At 42.3% G+C, this 17,152-nt stretch carries 16 protein-coding genes; 1 reads left to right on the top strand and 15 read right to left on the bottom strand.

Annotated elements, in window-relative coordinates:
* Window positions 1–17 precede the first annotated feature (17 nt).
* The 3 genes from V2H41_RS09385 to V2H41_RS09375 form a co-directional block, all read right to left on the bottom strand.
* The gene (locus V2H41_RS09385) at window positions 18–743 is read right to left on the bottom strand and encodes an RluA family pseudouridine synthase (RefSeq protein ID WP_330974892.1); all 726 of its coding nucleotides are present in this window, start codon (window positions 741–743) and stop codon (window positions 18–20) included.
* Between the two features lie 98 nt (window positions 744–841).
* On the bottom strand, window positions 842–1,189 hold the full coding sequence (gene gldC / locus V2H41_RS09380; RefSeq protein WP_330974891.1) for a gliding motility protein GldC: 348 nt from the start codon (window positions 1,187–1,189) through the stop codon (window positions 842–844).
* A gap of 44 nt (window positions 1,190–1,233) precedes the next feature.
* A complete protein-coding gene (locus V2H41_RS09375; RefSeq protein ID WP_330974890.1) occupies window positions 1,234–2,271 on the bottom strand; it encodes a glycosyltransferase family protein in 1,038 nt (345 codons plus the stop codon).
* A 109-nt stretch (window positions 2,272–2,380) separates the two neighbouring features.
* Here V2H41_RS09375 and V2H41_RS09370 point away from each other — a divergent pair, with 109 nt between their 5' ends.
* A complete protein-coding gene (locus V2H41_RS09370; RefSeq protein ID WP_330974889.1) occupies window positions 2,381–3,064 on the top strand; it encodes a DUF4290 domain-containing protein in 684 nt (227 codons plus the stop codon).
* A gap of 114 nt (window positions 3,065–3,178) precedes the next feature.
* On the opposite strand, the gene V2H41_RS09365 is transcribed toward V2H41_RS09370, so the two are convergent.
* The 12 genes from V2H41_RS09365 to V2H41_RS09310 all read right to left on the bottom strand — a co-directional run bounded on the left by V2H41_RS09365 (window position 3,179) and on the right by V2H41_RS09310 (window position 17,149).
* The gene (locus tag V2H41_RS09365; protein ID WP_330974888.1) at window positions 3,179–3,565 is read right to left on the bottom strand and encodes a DoxX family protein; all 387 of its coding nucleotides are present in this window, start codon (window positions 3,563–3,565) and stop codon (window positions 3,179–3,181) included.
* A gap of 113 nt (window positions 3,566–3,678) precedes the next feature.
* Window positions 3,679–4,152: a cytochrome C oxidase subunit IV family protein gene (locus tag V2H41_RS09360; RefSeq protein ID WP_330974887.1), complete on the bottom strand. Its 474-nt coding sequence runs from the start codon at window positions 4,150–4,152 to the stop codon at window positions 3,679–3,681.
* Between the two features lie 64 nt (window positions 4,153–4,216).
* Window positions 4,217–5,101, bottom strand: a complete 885-nt coding sequence (locus tag V2H41_RS09355) for a cytochrome c oxidase subunit 3 (RefSeq protein WP_330974886.1) — start codon at window positions 5,099–5,101, stop codon at window positions 4,217–4,219.
* 14 nt (window positions 5,102–5,115) lie between these two features.
* Window positions 5,116–5,691, bottom strand: coding sequence for a cytochrome c oxidase subunit 3 (locus V2H41_RS09350; RefSeq protein WP_330974885.1), 576 nt, complete (start codon window positions 5,689–5,691; stop codon window positions 5,116–5,118).
* Window positions 5,692–5,730: 39 nt separating this feature from the next.
* Window positions 5,731–6,627 carry a heme o synthase gene (cyoE, locus tag V2H41_RS09345; protein ID WP_330974884.1) on the bottom strand — a complete coding sequence of 299 codons (897 nt, stop codon included), beginning with the start codon at window positions 6,625–6,627 and terminating at the stop codon, window positions 5,731–5,733.
* Window positions 6,628–6,708: 81 nt separating this feature from the next.
* Window positions 6,709–8,520, bottom strand: a complete 1,812-nt coding sequence (locus V2H41_RS09340) for a cytochrome c oxidase subunit I (protein WP_330974883.1) — start codon at window positions 8,518–8,520, stop codon at window positions 6,709–6,711.
* A 39-nt stretch (window positions 8,521–8,559) separates the two neighbouring features.
* Entirely contained in the window at window positions 8,560–9,612 is a 1,053-nt protein-coding gene (locus tag V2H41_RS09335) for a cytochrome c oxidase subunit II (RefSeq protein ID WP_330974882.1), read from the bottom strand.
* A 67-nt stretch (window positions 9,613–9,679) separates the two neighbouring features.
* Complete coding sequence (locus tag V2H41_RS09330; protein WP_330974881.1) at window positions 9,680–10,939, bottom strand: quinol:cytochrome C oxidoreductase; 1,260 nt, start codon at window positions 10,937–10,939, stop codon at window positions 9,680–9,682.
* 30 nt (window positions 10,940–10,969) lie between these two features.
* Entirely contained in the window at window positions 10,970–11,590 is a 621-nt protein-coding gene (locus V2H41_RS09325) for a c-type cytochrome (RefSeq protein ID WP_330974880.1), read from the bottom strand.
* Between the two features lie 60 nt (window positions 11,591–11,650).
* Window positions 11,651–12,238 carry a DUF3341 domain-containing protein gene (locus tag V2H41_RS09320; RefSeq protein ID WP_330974879.1) on the bottom strand — a complete coding sequence of 196 codons (588 nt, stop codon included), beginning with the start codon at window positions 12,236–12,238 and terminating at the stop codon, window positions 11,651–11,653.
* A gap of 141 nt (window positions 12,239–12,379) precedes the next feature.
* Window positions 12,380–13,828, bottom strand: coding sequence for an NrfD/PsrC family molybdoenzyme membrane anchor subunit (gene nrfD / locus V2H41_RS09315; protein ID WP_330974878.1), 1,449 nt, complete (start codon window positions 13,826–13,828; stop codon window positions 12,380–12,382).
* Between the two features lie 102 nt (window positions 13,829–13,930).
* The gene (locus V2H41_RS09310) at window positions 13,931–17,149 is read right to left on the bottom strand and encodes a TAT-variant-translocated molybdopterin oxidoreductase (protein WP_330974877.1); all 3,219 of its coding nucleotides are present in this window, start codon (window positions 17,147–17,149) and stop codon (window positions 13,931–13,933) included.
* Window positions 17,150–17,152 lie beyond the last annotated feature (3 nt).

Below are 17,152 nucleotides of genomic sequence, written 5' to 3'. Positions count from 1 at the left end.
TCTCCATAGAAATTCACTTACTGCCGCCATTTCTCCAGTTGCTTTAGGGTAGCTGTTAAATCCTTGTGTAAAGGAGCTTCCAAGGTTATAGCCTTCCCCTGCAAATCTTCTATTGTAAGCTGATAGGCGTGTAGCGCCAATCTATTGAGCAAGGGCTTTTCTTCCAATGCATCCTTGCTCAGTTTAAACCTGTTTTTGATGGAGGAAAGTAAGATAGGTTGTCCGTCTCCGTAAATTTTATCTACAGCCAACGGATGCCCCAATTCTTTGGCGTGCACCCGAATCTGATGTGTACGCCCCGTGTGTATCTGAAACCAAACCCAGCTATATTGTTTAAAATCTTTCAGCACTTTATAATCGGTACGTGCAGGTTTGCCCCGACGATGTACCATCATAGTGCCCCGTTTGCTCGTGTTTTCGGCAATGGGAACATCAACAACGCCATCTGTTTTTGCCAAAGAGCCCAGGAGCAGTCCCAGATAAATTTTTATGGTTTTACGATTTTCAAATTGCAGGCTGAAGTGTCTATGTGCCGCAGCATTTTTAGCAAAAATTATCAAACCACTAGTATCTCTGTCAAGACGATGCACGATATAAACTTCAGGATATCGTTGTTGCAGTATATCCTTAAGGCTCTGTTCTTTTGCTTCCCTGTCGGGAATGGAAAGCATGCCCGAAGGTTTATTGAGCGCTATCAGGTCCTCGTTTTCGAATATGATTAAATCCTGCAGTTTGTTCTTCAATTGAGTAACTTTTTTACAGTCTATACAAGGTTGCTACCAACCATCAGGGTAGAAAATATCCCGTATGCTTGCGGTAAAACAAGGGTATATACGCAGGTTTAGCCAGCTTTATTCTGTTCCAGCTGAATGGTCTGAAATTTTTTATAAAATTCTCTTGCAAAATTTTTGATATCGTTTACCTGCTCTGTATACTTTGTTGCCCTTCCGTAGGTATCAGCCATCGTCATAAAGGTCTGATAAAAAAAGTTAGCCATTTCATCCACCATCATATCCTTGGTCCATAAATCGATACGTAATGCGGCTTTATCAGCACCATCCCAGAAAGAAACCATCATTGCCTTTGCTTTTTGAGGTCTGCTGGCCGTACTTTCAGTAGCACTCCACTCAATTGCATCAGGAATGCGGTTCTCGTCCATTTTCACATCAATGGTTATCGTAGACTTCATTATTTCAAAATTTAATGTGCAAAAGTAAGTATTTATCCTTGCCGCTATGTATTTGTTAGCACTTGTTTTAGTGCCTTTATAAAGCTTTCCTCACCATATGAACTCTTGCGTCCGGCAATACGTTTTGCTAAACTTTGTCGGTAGGTTTCTCCTTTGTACATCAGCATCAGCATATCACCGATAGCATCATGGTTTGAGTCTAAAGGATACACCACTATATCGCCGTACATATCTTTTAAGGCTTGTGTAGGAAGGGCTATTGCAGGGGTGTTTACCTGAAAAGCTTCTTCTACAACCACCGGAAATTTTTCTTCTTTGTCCACACTCACAAGTGCATAAGCAGCGGCTATTTTTTCATATAGTTGTTCATCATCTGTTATTACCACATCGGCTCGGTATTTATAGGTGGAGATCAGCTCCAGAGCCATATTCATAATGGTTTCGTCTCCGAAACGCACCACAATCATGAGTTTCCAGCTGCTTTGCTGCATCTTCTTCAATCGGGAAAAGGACTTTAGTAACAGTATTAGCTTTTCTTTACTCCAATCAAAATCGGTGGCTATAAAAAACTCAAGTCCTTCGGTAAATTGTTCTTTTATATGTTGTTGCTGCACATCATCAGGCAATATTTCGGGGCCGGTTACAAAACCTTCGGCCAGAAATATTCTTGATGCCAAAGTCGGCAGTTGTGTTGAAAATTCGGTTTTTAAGGATACGGTCGTCAATCCTATGGCCTCGGCCCGAGACCAATCTTTTTCCTGAATCTTAGGGTTGTGTGTCGATATCAGCAGCACCTGCTTTAATGGTATAGAGGTCTTCAATGTACGGGTAAAACTGATAAAAACAGAAGCATTTTGTGCGCGTAACCACTTATCATTCTTCATTTTAAGAAAAAGCCCCTGGATGGGAGGAAAGGTTGTGGTGGTTACGTTTTTCAAACTATTTAAACCATAATCTTCATTATTGGGGGCAATAAATTTTTCTGTTGGCAAAGCTTTTGCCAATGCACCGAAAAGTGTTTTTTCTAAATATCTTTGATATGCATCGCCCTTATGATACTGGACGTCTAAAATAATAGCCATTAGTAATAAATAAGATGATTTTCCTCTATCTTTGCCCAACAACTGCAAAGGTATAGTACTACACAAGATTTAGTTGCAGATACATTTTTTGCTTCATCCAAAATTTTTTATGGAATATAATACAACGAGAAATCCCCTGGCTATGCGCGAGTATGGCAGGCATGTTCAAAAAATGGTAGAGCACATCCTGACCATTGAAGACCCCGAAAGAAGACAAAAAAACGCAGAAGCCGTAATAGAATTGATGGGATTTTTAAATCCGCACCTGAAAAATGTTGAAGATTTCAAGCACAAGCTTTGGGATCATCTGTTTTTAATATCGGATTTTAAACTGGACGTAAAATCGCCTTATCCCATTCCTACACGAGAAACGCTAAGAGCAAAACCTAAGCCACTTCCTTACCCTAAACGTTCATCCAAATTCTCGCATTTAGGTAAAAATCTGGAAGATGTGATTAATAAAGCGCTGGAAGAACAAGATCCGGAAAAAAGACAGGGTTTTGCTAATACCATCGCTTACTACATGAAATTGGCCTATAATAACTGGCACAAGGAGATAGTGCATGACGATGCTATTCAAGCCGAATTAAGCAGTATTACCAGAGGTAAGTTAGAGTTTACCAATACTCCGTATGTAAAATCATTCCGTCAGCAGGAAGCTAGCAACAAAAACAACAACTTTGGTAAAAAAACCAAGTTTCAGCAACAACAACGTAATGGCAATGGCAACCGTCGCAACGGCAATAACGGTAACAACGGAAACAACGGCAATTACAAGAAGAAAAGATTTTAACTTAATATAGATAAAGTTTGTAAGCAAAAACGCCTACTTTATAATTTATGATAAAGCAGGCGTTTTTTTTATTTACTAAAAGAAATGTCACTTTCTCAACAAAGCACCAATCATCTATTTCAGCTCGTAGCGTTCATTCTTTTCATACAACCATAGTAAAAACATTAAACAGATCGCATGGACCAGTTGGGCCTGAATAGCCCCCCAGTTTTCAATCATGCTACTACCGAAAATCAACGTAGTGATTAAAATAATGGAAGCTGCAATGGTATATCGGGGTTTATAGCCTAATATTAGCAATACCCCCAGCAACGCTTCTGCAAACGGCAATATATAACTATACGGTATGAGTAATATTGAGGGTATTCCTGATGGCTCCATTTCCTGCACCATCCAATTGCTGAATGCCTGAAGTTTAGGAATTCGTACCAGCCCATGTCCTAAAAATGACATGGCGATGGGCAATCTAATTATAAAGAAAAACTGTTTACTGAGTGCCATACTTTCTTTTTTGTAAATATAAGAAGTTGTGATGCTCATGTATTTTCCCCTTCAAAATAAAAAACGGCTATGCAGTTTATGCATAGCCGTATTATCTTAAAATTAATACGATCTTACTTTTGAGGTTGCTCAGCAGCTGGAGGTGTATGTGGCTGAGGCATAGTGGTTTCTTCGTGATGTTTATCGTAAGTATTACGAAGATTTTTGTAAGAGTTACCGTCGGATAGAAACGCAATAATAAACCATATAAACAACAACAACGGAACCACTATAGTAAGTATGAAATTACGTATCTCATCGCCTAGGTGCATAAATACGGCTACAATGTAATACGCTTTAGCCAGCGTAAGGATACATACCACACCTTTCAAAAATAAAATAAATGCAGGGCTAGGTGTGCCGTTTAAAAACAGTTTATATATCAGCAATCCTATCAGCAACTCTACCACAGTTACAATAGAAAGAATGATAGTAGTTCTTTTTACGCGGCGGTAAAAACTTTTATCATCGTGATGTTGATGAAAAGTTACTTCAGGATATGCTGCTGAAGGAGAAATATCTTTAGTAGGATCGTAATGTTGACTCATAATGCTGTTTTATATTACTCGGATCACAAAATTTTTATCATTCAGATTAGCTTGTTAAGCCCTATTAAATCAGGTAGAAGCATAAGAACACGAATACCCACACTAGGTCTACGAAGTGCCAGTATAATCCGGCTTTTTCAATCATCAGGTAGTGTCCTTTTCTTTCAAACACATTTGCTCTAGTCATCAGCAGCATAATAATATTGATAATTACACCACTGAATACGTGGAACCCGTGGAAGCCGGTAATCTCGTAGAAGAAACCACCAAAAGCTACAGGGCCGGGTTTACGCACGTGGAAATCGGAGCTACTGCTGAGCAATTGAATCAGTTGCTCTTTAGGCGCCTTCATTAGTTCGGCATGTGTTTGAGTAGATAAATGATGTTCTTCTACCAGCTTGGCAAGAACATGTGTATCGGTATTCTGCAAAGCAGCTACAACTTCCTGACCGGCAACCAGCTCACCCCAAGGGTTGCGCTTGGTAGTTTGCCCAATCAGCTCAATTTTACCATCAATCAATGTAGCATGCTCTCCTGTGATAAGGTGATGCCACTCCCATGCCTGACAGCTGAGGAACGCTAAACCACCTATGATAGTCCAAATCAACCATTTTTCAACTCCTTTTTTATCCCTGTTGTGTCCGGCGTGTACAGCCAATACCATGGTAACCGAACTGATAATAAGGATAAAAGTCATCACACTCACAAATGCCAGAGGCAGGTTTGCGTGGCCGGCTCCAGGGAAAGCGTTGAATACAACGTTAGGATCGGGCCAGTAATTATGGCTGAATCTGATGGTACCATATGATATAAGGAACGCGCCAAAAGTGAAAGCATCGCTCATTAAAAAATACCACATCATCACCTTTCCGTACTCTATATTAAACGGGCTTTTACCGCCGCTCCACCATTTAGTACGATGTGTGTTTACTGTTGCTTCGTGTGCCATTCCTTAATAAAGTTTTATCCAACAATTATAAAAAAGATTAATAAATATAACCACAATATATCTACAAAGTGCCAATACATGGCCATTACTTCCGATGGTATAGGACTATATACTTTTATTTTACCAATAAAAGATCTGATAACCATTACAGCCATTGCTACTACCCCACCCAGTACGTGTAGAGCGTGCAATCCGGCAATAACATAGAAGAACTGTCCTGCACCGGAAGATCCTCTAAATCGAACATTCTGTTCCCATAGCTCGGTGAATCCGATAATCTGGCAGATAACGAAGCCAATTCCCAATACAAAGGTGATGGTCAGTAAGGTGCGGTACTTACTCATGTCCCGATCCTTGAAGGCCCTTACAGCCATTTGCACGGTAAGGCTACTTGCCAATATTACCACAGTAGAGATCCAAAAAATTCGAGGTAACTCAATGGTTCTCCACCCGGTGAGATTGCTCTTTACAATGAACGCACTGGTAAGACCGGCGAACATCATAATGATGCTTGCCATTGCAACCCATAAAGTAAATTTATGGGGGTGCAATTTCTTATGCTGTTCGTTGCTCATTGTAGTTTGTAACATTCTTTATTTCCTCTTTACGTTGTAGGATGTATGCTCCTTCTAAGCTTTTGCCAATAATAATGCTAAGAGTATTACTGGTAGATATAGGTAGCTACCAAACATCACTTTCCGTGCACTCGCTACATCCATTTTGTTATATAATATCACACTACGCACGATCATAAATATGTTGGCGAGTATGACGAATATCAATGCGGTAATTCCTTTAGTCCCTGCAGTAGTACTAATGCCTGTAAAAAAGGGAGCTAATGTTACCGGCACCATTAGTAAAGTATATACCAATGTTTGTAATGCCGTGAATTTTGTGGGCCCCTTGTCACTGGGCAACAGTTTAAATCCAACCCTACTATAATCCTGATGTGCCACCCAAGCTATTGCCCAAAAATGAGGGAACTGCCAGAAAAACTGGATACCAAACATGATAATTCCCCCTAACCAGGCAATCTCCTGTCCGGGAAGAAATCCAGCTACCCATCCAATAAGACATGGTAAAGCCCCCGGCACAGCACCTATCAATACGGCTACAGAATTTATCTTCTTTAGCGGAGTATATACAAAAGCGTATAAAAACAAGCTGAACGCAGCCAACAATGCCGCCGTCCAGTTAAAGTAATACCCCAGAATAAACACACCTAAAGCTCCAGTAAGTACTGCAAATCCCCAACCTTGCTCAGGCGTAATACGCCCGCTAGCAATGGGTCTTTTGGCAGTTCTTTTCATCAGCGCATCGGTATCCTTCTCCACAACCATATTGATGGTATTCGCGCTGCCTGTAACCAGCATACCACCTGCAAAGAACAAAATAATCCGCCACCAATCAATCAACACCCCGGGTACCAGCAGATAACTAATTACACTGCTGAAAACCACCATTATACTTAAAGAGGGCTTAATAAGTAATATATAATCTTTTAAGCCTGCTCTTGATTGTTCCAATTTATTATTTATTAATGGTTCGTAATTATAGCCTATTCCGAAACAAACTGGCTGTTTCGTTTTATGGACAATTCATTGCTATTAATGCGAACTTTCTTTTTCTCCTATAGGCTCTGTTTGAGGAATAAAATCTCTTCCGTCTTTACCGTAATCGTAAGCCCAACGATGCACTTCAGGAATTTCGCCTTCCCAGTTGCCATGGCCAGGACGAATAGGAGTGGTCCATTCCAGTGTTGTAGCACCCCATGGGTTTTGAGATCTTACTCTTCTGCCCTTATATATTGAATAGAAGAAGTTGAACACAAACAGAAGCTGTATAGCAAATACCAATACGGTCACTACGGTAATCATAGCATCCAAGCTATCGAATTGGCTAAAGCTTACCCAGCTACTCTTATCCAAGTATCTTCTTGGCATACCGGCTAAACCTTGATAGTGCATCGGCCAGAAAATCAGGTAAGCACCAACCAGTGTTACCCAAAAGTGAATATAACCTAAAGTGTTATTCATGTAACGGCCGAACATTTTCGGGAACCAGTGATAAATACCTGCAAACATTCCAAAGAATGCCGATACCCCCATCACAATGTGGAAGTGTGCAATTACGAACATGGTATCGTGCAGGTGGATATCGATGGTTGAGTTTCCTAAGAATATACCGGTTAGACCTCCAGAGATAAACAGGCTCACAAAACCTATTGAAAACAACATAGCAGGAGTGAAGCGAATGTTACCACGCCATAATGTTGTCAGCCAGTTAAACACTTTGATAGCTGAAGGTACCGCGATAAGCAGTGTCAGCAATACAAACACCGATCCAAGGAAAGGATTCAAACCGGTTACGAACATGTGGTGTGCCCATACTAAGAATGCCAATACACAGATACCAAACATAGAGAACACCATCGCCATATAACCGAAGATTGGTTTGCGCGCGTTGATAGACATTACCTCTGATACCAATCCCATGGTAGGCAGAATGATAATGTATACCTCGGGGTGACCTAAGAACCAGAACAAGTGCTGGAACAGGATAGCGCTACCTCCTTCATTAGGTAAGGCTTGTCCGGCGATGAAGATATCGCTCAGATAGAAGCTGGTACCCAGATGACGGTCAAACAGTAGCAATACCACACCAGACAACAACACAGGGAAAGATAATACACCCAGTATTGCAGTGAACAATAGCGACCAAATTGTCAGTGGCAAACGGGTCATTGACATACCCTTGGTACGCATGTTCAAAATGGTTGCAATGTAGTTGAGACCACCAAACAGCTGAGATATGATAAACAGGGCCATACCGGCAATCCAATAGTCCATACCGGCTTTGGATCCCTCAGATGCCTGTCCTAACGCACTCAAAGGAGGATAAATAGTCCAACCACCGGAAGCAGGGCCAGTTTCGATGAATAAAGAAGCCAGCATTACCACGCTTCCTGCAAAGAAGAACCAGTAAGAGAGCATGTTCATTATGGGCGAAGCCATATCACGTGCTCCTATTTGCAGAGGAATGAGTAAGTTGGCAAAAGTTCCACTCAATCCGGCAGTAAGTACAAAGAACACCAGCACGGTACCGTGCATCGTAGTTAATGCATAATAGAATTCAGGTTTAATGCGTCCACCCTCAGCCCATTTTCCAAAGAAGGTTTCCAGAATGGGAAATGTCTGATCCGGAAAACCCAATTGTAACCTGAATAACACCGAAAACAGCCCGCCAATGATTGCCCATATAATACCAGTAACCAAAAATTGCTTAGCAATCATTTTATGGTCCTGGCTAAAGATATACTTTGTAATAAAAGTTTCTTTATGATGTGCATGCACATGGTGATCAGCCGCGTGATGGCCGATGCTCGCTGTTTCCTGGTAGGTATGTAATGTATCGCTCATAACAATATCTTGATTTCGGATATTAAAGGTATAACTAAATTATTTGTTCTCGTCTGCAATGCTAGCTACTGCTACAGCCGCTGTGCTATCTGCCGCAGGCTCTTGCTTATCCAACACGGCTATCTGATACTGAGGCTTTTGAGTAGCCATCCACTGATCATATTCTTCTTGAGTTTCTACAATAATTTCTCCGCGCATTGCAGTGTGACCCGCACCGCACATTTGATCACAGGCAATTTCAAACACAAAATTTTCATTACCTGTTTCTTCTATCATTTGTTTAGTGGTTTTCAACGGAGTAAACCACAGTGTAGTAGGCGTACCTGGTACAGCATCCATTTTCAAACGGAAGTGCGGCAAACCTACACTATGTATTACGTCTTTCGAGCCAATGACCAGCTTTACGGGTTTACCAACAACTAAGTGCAGCGGACCACCCGAAACAATGTCGTCGTGAGTAGCTACATCATCCCAGATTAAACCCAAAGAGTTGTCCTGACTCTCATCAATATATTTGTAGTTTTTCTTACCCAATACGCCATCTTTTCCGGGATAGCGGAACTCCCATTTAAACTGACTACCGGTAATTTCCACAGTAGCAGCATTTTCAGGAGCCGGACCTGTAATCTGGAACCAATATACCAGACCAAATGCAATTAATATGGTGAGCACAATCGCCGGCACTACGGTCCACAACATTTCCAGCTTATTGTTATGCGGGAAGAAGTAAGGTTTTCTATTTTCTCTCTCTTGATATCTGAAAGAATACCAGAATAACAGAATTTGAGTAACAAAGAATACCAGACCAGTAGCAATTAAAGTGTAAGTAAGCATTTTGTCCACTTTAATTCCATGGTCAGACGCCGCCGTTCCTAGTTTCAGGATTTTGTCGCCCAGCGTATGATGCGCCCAATACACACCAAACAGACCTACAAACAGGAAGATCAATAACAGTACCGCATTGATGCGATTGCTTTGCTTCCTTGTTTTTTCCTCACCCTGAATTATCGATACAAACTCAGTCGCCCTCGCAATCTGAACGGTGATAATAAACCCTAATACTAAAATCACTACTAATAAAAAGGTATGCATACTATGTGTTGTTCTGTTATTATCTAAATATTTTTATTACTCAAACACTCAAAATTTTAAGCACCAATTATGTATGGTGGATAACGCTTTCCTTGATGAAAGGATGGTTTTTCACCTCTAACGGATACTTGCTTAAAGTGCGACCTACTACCAGCATAATCAATCCCACAAAGAACAGCGCAATACCCATATCGTAAACAATTGCAGGTACTTTGTCCGGAGATACTGCAGGGAATACCATTTGATAGAAGTCTAACCAATGGCCAAACAGAATAATCACGGCTACAAAAGTCACAATTGTATAGTTACGCTTGGAGTCGCGGCTCATTAAAATCAGAATAGGAGCCACAAAGTTAATAATGAGCATTGTCCAGAAGATACCGGCATAATGACCAGGTCTTTCTGCATTGCCAATTCTGTTTATAAAGTAAATGGTTTCCTCTGGCTGGTTACTATACCAAATGAGCATGAATTGAGAGAACCATAAATACGTCCAGAAAATAGAGAATGCAAACATGAATTTTCCTAAATCATGCAGGTGCTCTTTGGTTACTGTAGCCAACAAACCATTGTTTTTAAGGAACACTACATAGAGCGTCAACAGAGCCATGCCTGCTACAAAAGTACTGGCGAAAGTATACCAGCTGTACATTGTACTGAACCAGTGTGCATCAATACTCATCAGCCACAACCAAGGTAATGAAGACATAATGGTTAAGGCAAACACCACAATATACAATGCAGCCACTACAGTGTTATCCCAAATGAACTTCTTTTTCTCTTCTAAAGTTCTGGGCGGATTCGTATCCAGACTGCGAGAGCGCTGACGCATTTTCCAACCCAAGAAAGACCAGAAGATTACGGTAAATAAGGTTATGACAGTATAGAAGGTCTTATTCAAGAATCCTTTCTTAAAATTAAGTATCTCGTCATGTTTTACATGCTCTGTATCGGTCCAGTGATAAATTACATGGTTGTCGCCGAATACAATAGAAAGTAATATTACTGCAGCAATTACACCAATCACCGGTACGGCGGACGATACAGCTTCAGTAACTCTAGAAAATGCAAGCTGCCAAGACCCCCACGCCAACGTAGTGGCACACATAAAGAACATCGCGGCATTTACTACCAGCAGGAAGTAAACACTATTCTGCAATAAGCTGGCCCAGAAGCGTGCATGATTTCTGTGCGCTTCTTCTTCACTAGCTGCAGCACCATGCGTAGAAATATATAATGCGATAGCTGTAATCAATCCTACTGCTATTAACGCATACGCAATAGTGTTATATTTTTTTGTAGGTATAAACTTTTCTACTGTTGACATCCCTATTCTATATTAAATAAGTTCAAATAATTATTTCGATTCAGTACTCTCGGTCGAAGCGTTGGCTGGTGCTGACGCTGCTGTTTTAGATTTGATATATGATACAATTTCCCAGCGTTGCTTAGGCGTCAATTGAGAAGCATAGCTACCCATTTGCCCTTTACCATATGTAATGGAGAAATACATGGTGCCGGGAGCCATAGCTACCATTTCCGGATCTTTAAAGTTTTTCGGAGCAGCTGTGTAAGGTCCTTCTCCTCCGTTAAACAGCGGACCATTACCGTCCAGATCTGCACCATGGCAAATTCCACAGTGGATGAGGTAAAGCCGCTCAGCTTCTTTCAGGTCAATCTTGGCACCTGCAGTATCCAGAGGATTCTTCAGGTAAGCTGACTGTGCATAACCTGCCGAATCGTTTTTCAGATTAAAGTAAAAAGCAACATCATCATTTCTGGATATGGTTCCAGGTACAGGCTTTCCATCATAGTGCGCGCCCGATTCTTTTAATCTTTCGCCTGCAGGGGCATATGTTTCATATGCCACACTATAGAACATGTCGGGCATATACGCATACCCGGGGTCCTTACCTGCGCCACAACCTGCAGCCATCGCGCCAAGCATCACAACTGCTATGTAAAAGAATTTGTTCATATTAATTATTCGATTCTTGAAACTTAATTTTTTTATTACCTCCATTAACTTTCAGCTGTCTTATACTTGTGGCACTTTTTTACCAAAACGCACGGTTTCTCTATCGTAGCGACCAATCCACCAATCAGCTTCGCGATGCTGCACCTCTACGTCCTGTGCTCCTACACTTTGTAAAAAAGCAATGGCTTCAGCTTCATTGGTTTTATCAGTACACTCAATTGCCATGGTGAAAGTATCATCTGTGCTACGCGGATTAAAATGATCTTTCTTCACAAAAGGAGCCAACTGACACAACCAACAGAAGGTAAGTACCATGCCCACCGCTGCAAATAATACGGTTAACTCAAACGTAATTGGAATCCACGCCGGCAACGAGAAGTGAGGCTTACCACCAAAGTTGAGGGGCCAATCACGTGTCAGCATCCAGGTAATAAATCCCAGAGCAGTGGAAGTACCGGTAATACCATAAATAAACCCGGCAATGTGAAGGTCGGTATCCTTCAGTCCCATCGCTTTGTCCAGTCCGTGAACAGGGAAGGGGGTATACACATCGTGTATTTTATATCCCGCACGACGCACTTTGGTCACAGCGGGGAACAACACCGCTTCGTCGTAAAAATTACCTACAACAAATTTTTTAACGTTCATATATTATTTGTTACTGGTTTGGGGTTACCGGATATTGATTCAATACCGTTTTCCAATCCTTTGTCTAATTGATAACCTTTCAAAAATCTATCCTAACTTTTTCATCGTTTTATGCACGCCTCACAATTCCAGCAGGAACTATTAATGATGATGTGCATGCTCCTTCACGAATTCGTCATATTCTTGACCTTCTTCTTTATCCATTTGCGCTTTGTAGCTATCACCGCTGCGTTTCAGAATGCTCTTAATTTCTGCAATGGCAATAACCGGGAAGAATTTGGCAAATAAGAAGTAGCAAGTAAAGAACAGACCGAATGTACCCAAGTAGAAGCCGATTTCCCAAATAGTAGGAGTATAGTAAGTACTCCAAGAACTTGGTAAGAAATCGCGATAAATAGAGGTAACGATAATCACAAATCTTTCGAACCACATACCAATATTTACCAGAATACTCATGAAGAAGGTCACCAGCAGATTACGTCTCATTTTACGGAACCAGAAAATCTGTGGCGAAATCACGTTACAACCCATCATGAGCCAGTAGCTCCAGCCGTAAGGGCTGCTCAGGTTCACACGGTTTTCTCTAAATACAAACCACTCGTATGGAGAAGCACTATACCATGCAATGAATAGCTCGGTTAGGTAAGCGATACCCACAATCGAACCTGTCAACACGATAATCTTGTTCATTACATCGATGTGCTCTATTGTAATGTATTCTTCCAGATTCAGTACTTTACGGGTAATGAGCAGCAGGGTCTGTACCATTGCGAAACCACTGAATACCGCACCCGCAACGAAGTAAGGAGGGAAGATAGTTGTGTGCCAACCCGGAATTACCGAAGTTGCGAAGTCGAACGATACGATAGTGTGTACTGAAAGTACTAGTGGCGTAGACAAACCTGCCAATACCAATGACAGCGCTTCGTGTCTTTGCCAGTGCTTAGTACTACCGGTCCATCCAAAGGATGCCAGACCGTAGAAGAACTTTCTCCATTTCAATTTGGCACGGTCGCGGAGCGTTGCCATATCGGGCAATAAACCGGAGTACCAGAATAACAGTGATACGGTAAAGTATGTAGAAATTGCAAATACGTCCCAAAGCAACGGAGAGTTGAAGTTTACCCACAGCGGACCGCGAGTGTTAGGGTAAGGTAATACGAAGAACGCGTTCCACACACGACCCATGTGCCATATAGGAAACTGTCCCGCACACATTACCGCAAAGATGGTCATCGCTTCTGCGGCACGGTTTACACCGGTACGCCAGCCTTGGCGGAAAAGCAATAGGATGGCCGAAATCAGGGTACCTGCGTGACCAATACCTACCCACCACACGAAGTTGGTAATGTCCCATCCCCAACCAATTGTTTTGTTAAGGTTCCACTGGCCGATACCATATACGACATCCATATAAATCGATACCACACCGAAGCCTAATAATCCCAGGGAGATGATAAAACCAATCCACCAGAGCTTACTGGGTTTGGCTTCTACGGGACGGCAGATATCTTCCGTTACATCATGGTAGGTCTTATTTCCTTCCACCAATGGCGCCCTTGCCTGCGATTCGTATCTGAGTAATGACATAATACTTTATAAAATTCTAATTCTCAATATTTATTTTATCGTCTTGCTAGGTCTTTCGACCATCTCCCGCTATTCCAAAAACCTTCGGAGACACTGCGGATATTAATGGTGTGCTCCTTCGGCTGCAGCTTCATGTTTTTCTGAAGCATGGCCGGCTTCTTTATGATCGCTGTCACCGTGATGATCGTCGCTCGCTATAATCTCGTCTGTGTTTCTGATTTTCGCTAAGTAGTTCACGTTAGGCAGCACGTGCAATTGCTCCAGTACATAGAAGGTGCGCAGCGGATTGTTTTCACGCTCTTTGCTGATAGCACTTTCTGGATCGTTTACATTTCCGAACACAATTGCATTAGCAGGACAAGCTGTTGCACAAGCAATTTTCACGTGTTTATCGCTCAGCGGCTCACCGTTCTTCTTGGCATCCAGTTTGCCGTGTTGTAAACGCTGAATACAGAATGAGCATTTTTCCATCACACCTCTTGAACGCACTGTTACATCAGGGTTCAGCACCATGCGAGTAAGCTCATCATTCATGTAGAATACAGCCGGATCGAACTTACCTACCAGCTTCTGATCTTGGTTATTCGGGAAGCTGTCTGCTCCGGTATAGTCTAACCAGTTGAAGCGACGTACCTTGAATGGACAGTTGTTGGCACAGTATCTAGTACCGATACAACGGTTGTAAGCCATTTGGTTCAGCCCTTCGTTACTGTGGTTAGTTGCAGCTACCGGACATACGTTCTCACAAGGAGCGTTGTCGCAGTGCTGACACATTACCGGCTGGAATACCACGCCTTTCAGTTCGTTAGGATCGTTTTCGTCAGACACATAGTAGCGGTCGATGCGCAGCCAGTGCATATCGTGATAACGTAGCACTTCGCTCTTACCTACCACAGGTACGTTATTTTCTGCATGACAGGCTATAACGCAGGCACCACACCCGATACAAGCGTTCATATCGATGCTCATACCCCACTTGATGCCTTCTGCACGATGCTCTTTATAAAGTGTACCTGCTTTTACGAAGTCTTCGCGGGTAGCGCCTTTTTTGCCTGTAAATGTTTCGTACAGTTTATCTGCGTGATCTTTGAACTGATTTTTATCTTTCAGAAAGGTGGCCATTGTGGTTTCTCTTACCACTTCCACACGACCTTCGTAACTGTTGTGAATTTGAGTTTGAGCCAGCTTATATTTCTTTCCTGTATTGGTAAGCTCGGCATTGATGGCAAAATGATTAACGGTAGTACCGTTGAAGGATGCTAACGGATATACATCCACACCCAGTTTGCCGTCTTCTTTATTCTCATCTACATAAGTAGCACCTAAGGTAGTAGTACGGCCGTAACCTAATGCTACTGCAATAGTATCGGCATCCATACCAGGAACTACGATGATGGGTAACTCCAGTTCTTTTCCGCCAACTTTTACATTAATAATCGGTTTGTGCGGATAGTATTCGTAGTCGTTGCTCTTATAGTCGATCTTGAGTTCATCTGCGATAGCTACAGAAATCATAGCGTAGTTGTCCCAAGTAATCTTGGTAATAGGATCGGGCAACTCCTGTAGCCATGGGTTGGCCGGATGCGTACCGGCACCTATCGCATTGCTTTGATATAATACAACTTCTTTTTGAGTGGATTTAGGTGCGGCGTTGATAGCAGCCACTGCAGCTTCAAGACCACTAGCGCTGTAAGAGCCGGCGGATGCACCGGTAGACTCGGTTTGCCATACACCATCCTGCAGACATTTGATATATGCAGTTTCTCCTCCTAAACGACTAATCCAATAATTTCTGAAGTAATCTGCATATGTTTCGGATTTTCCGGCCCATACTAACAGGCTTTCCTGCCATTGTCTGGTTTTGAACAGAGGAGCAATGGTTGGCTGCATGAATCCAATTTTACCGGGAGCAGCTTCACCGTCACCCCAACTTTCCAGATAATGATGGGTCGGCACTAAGTAGTCGCAGTATGCAGAAGTTTCGTCTTGTTTTTCGTTAAAGGAAATTTTCAGTTTTACTTTAGCCAGCGCTTTTTTCACGCGCTCCTGATCGGGCCATGTATATACAGGGTTGGCACCATAAATGAGCAGCGTACCCACTGCACCATTTTCCATTTCGGTGAGCAGATCAGCAAAGTCTTTATCGATACCTTTACGATAGTTTACGGGAGCTGACCAGTCGATAGTAGTGCCGTAAGCTCCAATGGCTGCGTTGATGGCATTTACTACCACCTGAACGTTTACATCATTGCTGCCGCAAACCACAAGGCTTTGGCCTTTATTATTCAGAAGGTCTTTTGCAACCTTTTCAATTCCTGCTTTCAGTTTCGGGTTAGCAATGGTAGGAGCACTTATTCCTGGAACGCCTACCGCTGCCGCTAAGGCTAAAGCTACCAAACCGGTTTCGGACTGACGGTGGTTGAATCTTTCGTCAGCATTAGCACCGGTAAGGCTTAAGAAGCTTTCGAACTGGTAGTGCTTACTCATTTGCGGATTGTTCTCATCGATTTTACGATTCTGAACATATCCCTGCTGAAAGTCTACGGGGCTCAGCCATGTACCTAGGAAATCTGCACCCAGGCTTACTACTACTTTGGATGCATTTTCAAATCGGTAAGAAGGAATAGCTCTCTTGCCGAAGCTGATTTCGTTAGCCAGCAGTAATGCTGAGTAAGACACTGCGTCGTACTGAATATGTTTAAAGTTCGGGTAAGCGGCTTTGAAATCATCGATTACCTTGAGGGCAGAAGGAGAGTTGATGGTGCTGGTGAGCAATACCACTTGTCCTCCTGCGGCCTTAATAGCCTCGATAATATTTTTATCTAATGCCTCAAAAGTGGGCACTTCGTTTAATTTATCACCTACGCGATGCTTAGGGTGCGTGATTCTGTATTTATCGTACAGGTCCAGCACCGAAGCCTGAATACGAGGAGTGGTACTACCTTTTGTGAAAGAAAGGTCATTGCCTTCTATCAAAATAGGTCTTCCATCCCGTACACGAGCTAATACAGGCACTACATCACCATCTTGTACAAATGTTGTTGCGTAGTACTGCGCCTCGCCCGGCACAATATTTTCGGGCTTGAAAGCGTAAGGAATGGCTTCGCGCACTTTTGTTTTACAGCTGGCCGCGAGCGTAGCAGCCGCAGTGCTAAAACCAAGGTACTTCAAAAAATCCCTACGTGGGGTCTTTGCATCTAATAAACCCTTACTATCAAAATCTTCGAAGGGAAGTTCATCGCGAAATTCATCACGTACCCTCTTCTGAAAATTTTCAGGGTCATTGATTTCTCCGAAACCTTGCCAGTACTTATTACTCATATT

It is taken from the genome of Niabella digestorum, assembly GCF_036409055.1.
Taxonomy (GTDB): domain Bacteria; phylum Bacteroidota; class Bacteroidia; order Chitinophagales; family Chitinophagaceae; genus Niabella; species Niabella composti.
Note: the sequence above shows the minus strand (reverse complement) of the source record. Positions and strands in the feature narration are given on the sequence as shown.

Coding starts and splice junctions, on each gene's coding strand:
- gldC (WP_330974891.1), bottom strand. CDS start 1,189: ATGAAGTCTACGATAACCATTGATGTGAAAATGGACGAGAACCGCATT.
- V2H41_RS09375 (WP_330974890.1), bottom strand. CDS start 2,271: ATGGCTATTATTTTAGACGTCCAGTATCATAAGGGCGATGCATATCAA.
- V2H41_RS09370 (WP_330974889.1), top strand. CDS start 2,381: ATGGAATATAATACAACGAGAAATCCCCTGGCTATGCGCGAGTATGGC.
- V2H41_RS09365 (WP_330974888.1), bottom strand. CDS start 3,565: ATGGCACTCAGTAAACAGTTTTTCTTTATAATTAGATTGCCCATCGCC.
- V2H41_RS09360 (WP_330974887.1), bottom strand. CDS start 4,152: ATGAGTCAACATTACGATCCTACTAAAGATATTTCTCCTTCAGCAGCA.
- V2H41_RS09355 (WP_330974886.1), bottom strand. CDS start 5,101: ATGGCACACGAAGCAACAGTAAACACACATCGTACTAAATGGTGGAGC.
- V2H41_RS09350 (WP_330974885.1), bottom strand. CDS start 5,691: ATGTTACAAACTACAATGAGCAACGAACAGCATAAGAAATTGCACCCC.
- V2H41_RS09340 (WP_330974883.1), bottom strand. CDS start 8,520: ATGAGCGATACATTACATACCTACCAGGAAACAGCGAGCATCGGCCAT.
- V2H41_RS09335 (WP_330974882.1), bottom strand. CDS start 9,612: ATGCATACCTTTTTATTAGTAGTGATTTTAGTATTAGGGTTTATTATC.
- V2H41_RS09330 (WP_330974881.1), bottom strand. CDS start 10,939: ATGTCAACAGTAGAAAAGTTTATACCTACAAAAAAATATAACACTATT.
- V2H41_RS09325 (WP_330974880.1), bottom strand. CDS start 11,590: ATGAACAAATTCTTTTACATAGCAGTTGTGATGCTTGGCGCGATGGCT.
- V2H41_RS09320 (WP_330974879.1), bottom strand. CDS start 12,238: ATGAACGTTAAAAAATTTGTTGTAGGTAATTTTTACGACGAAGCGGTG.
- nrfD (WP_330974878.1), bottom strand. CDS start 13,828: ATGTCATTACTCAGATACGAATCGCAGGCAAGGGCGCCATTGGTGGAA.
- V2H41_RS09310 (WP_330974877.1), bottom strand. CDS start 17,149: ATGAGTAATAAGTACTGGCAAGGTTTCGGAGAAATCAATGACCCTGAA.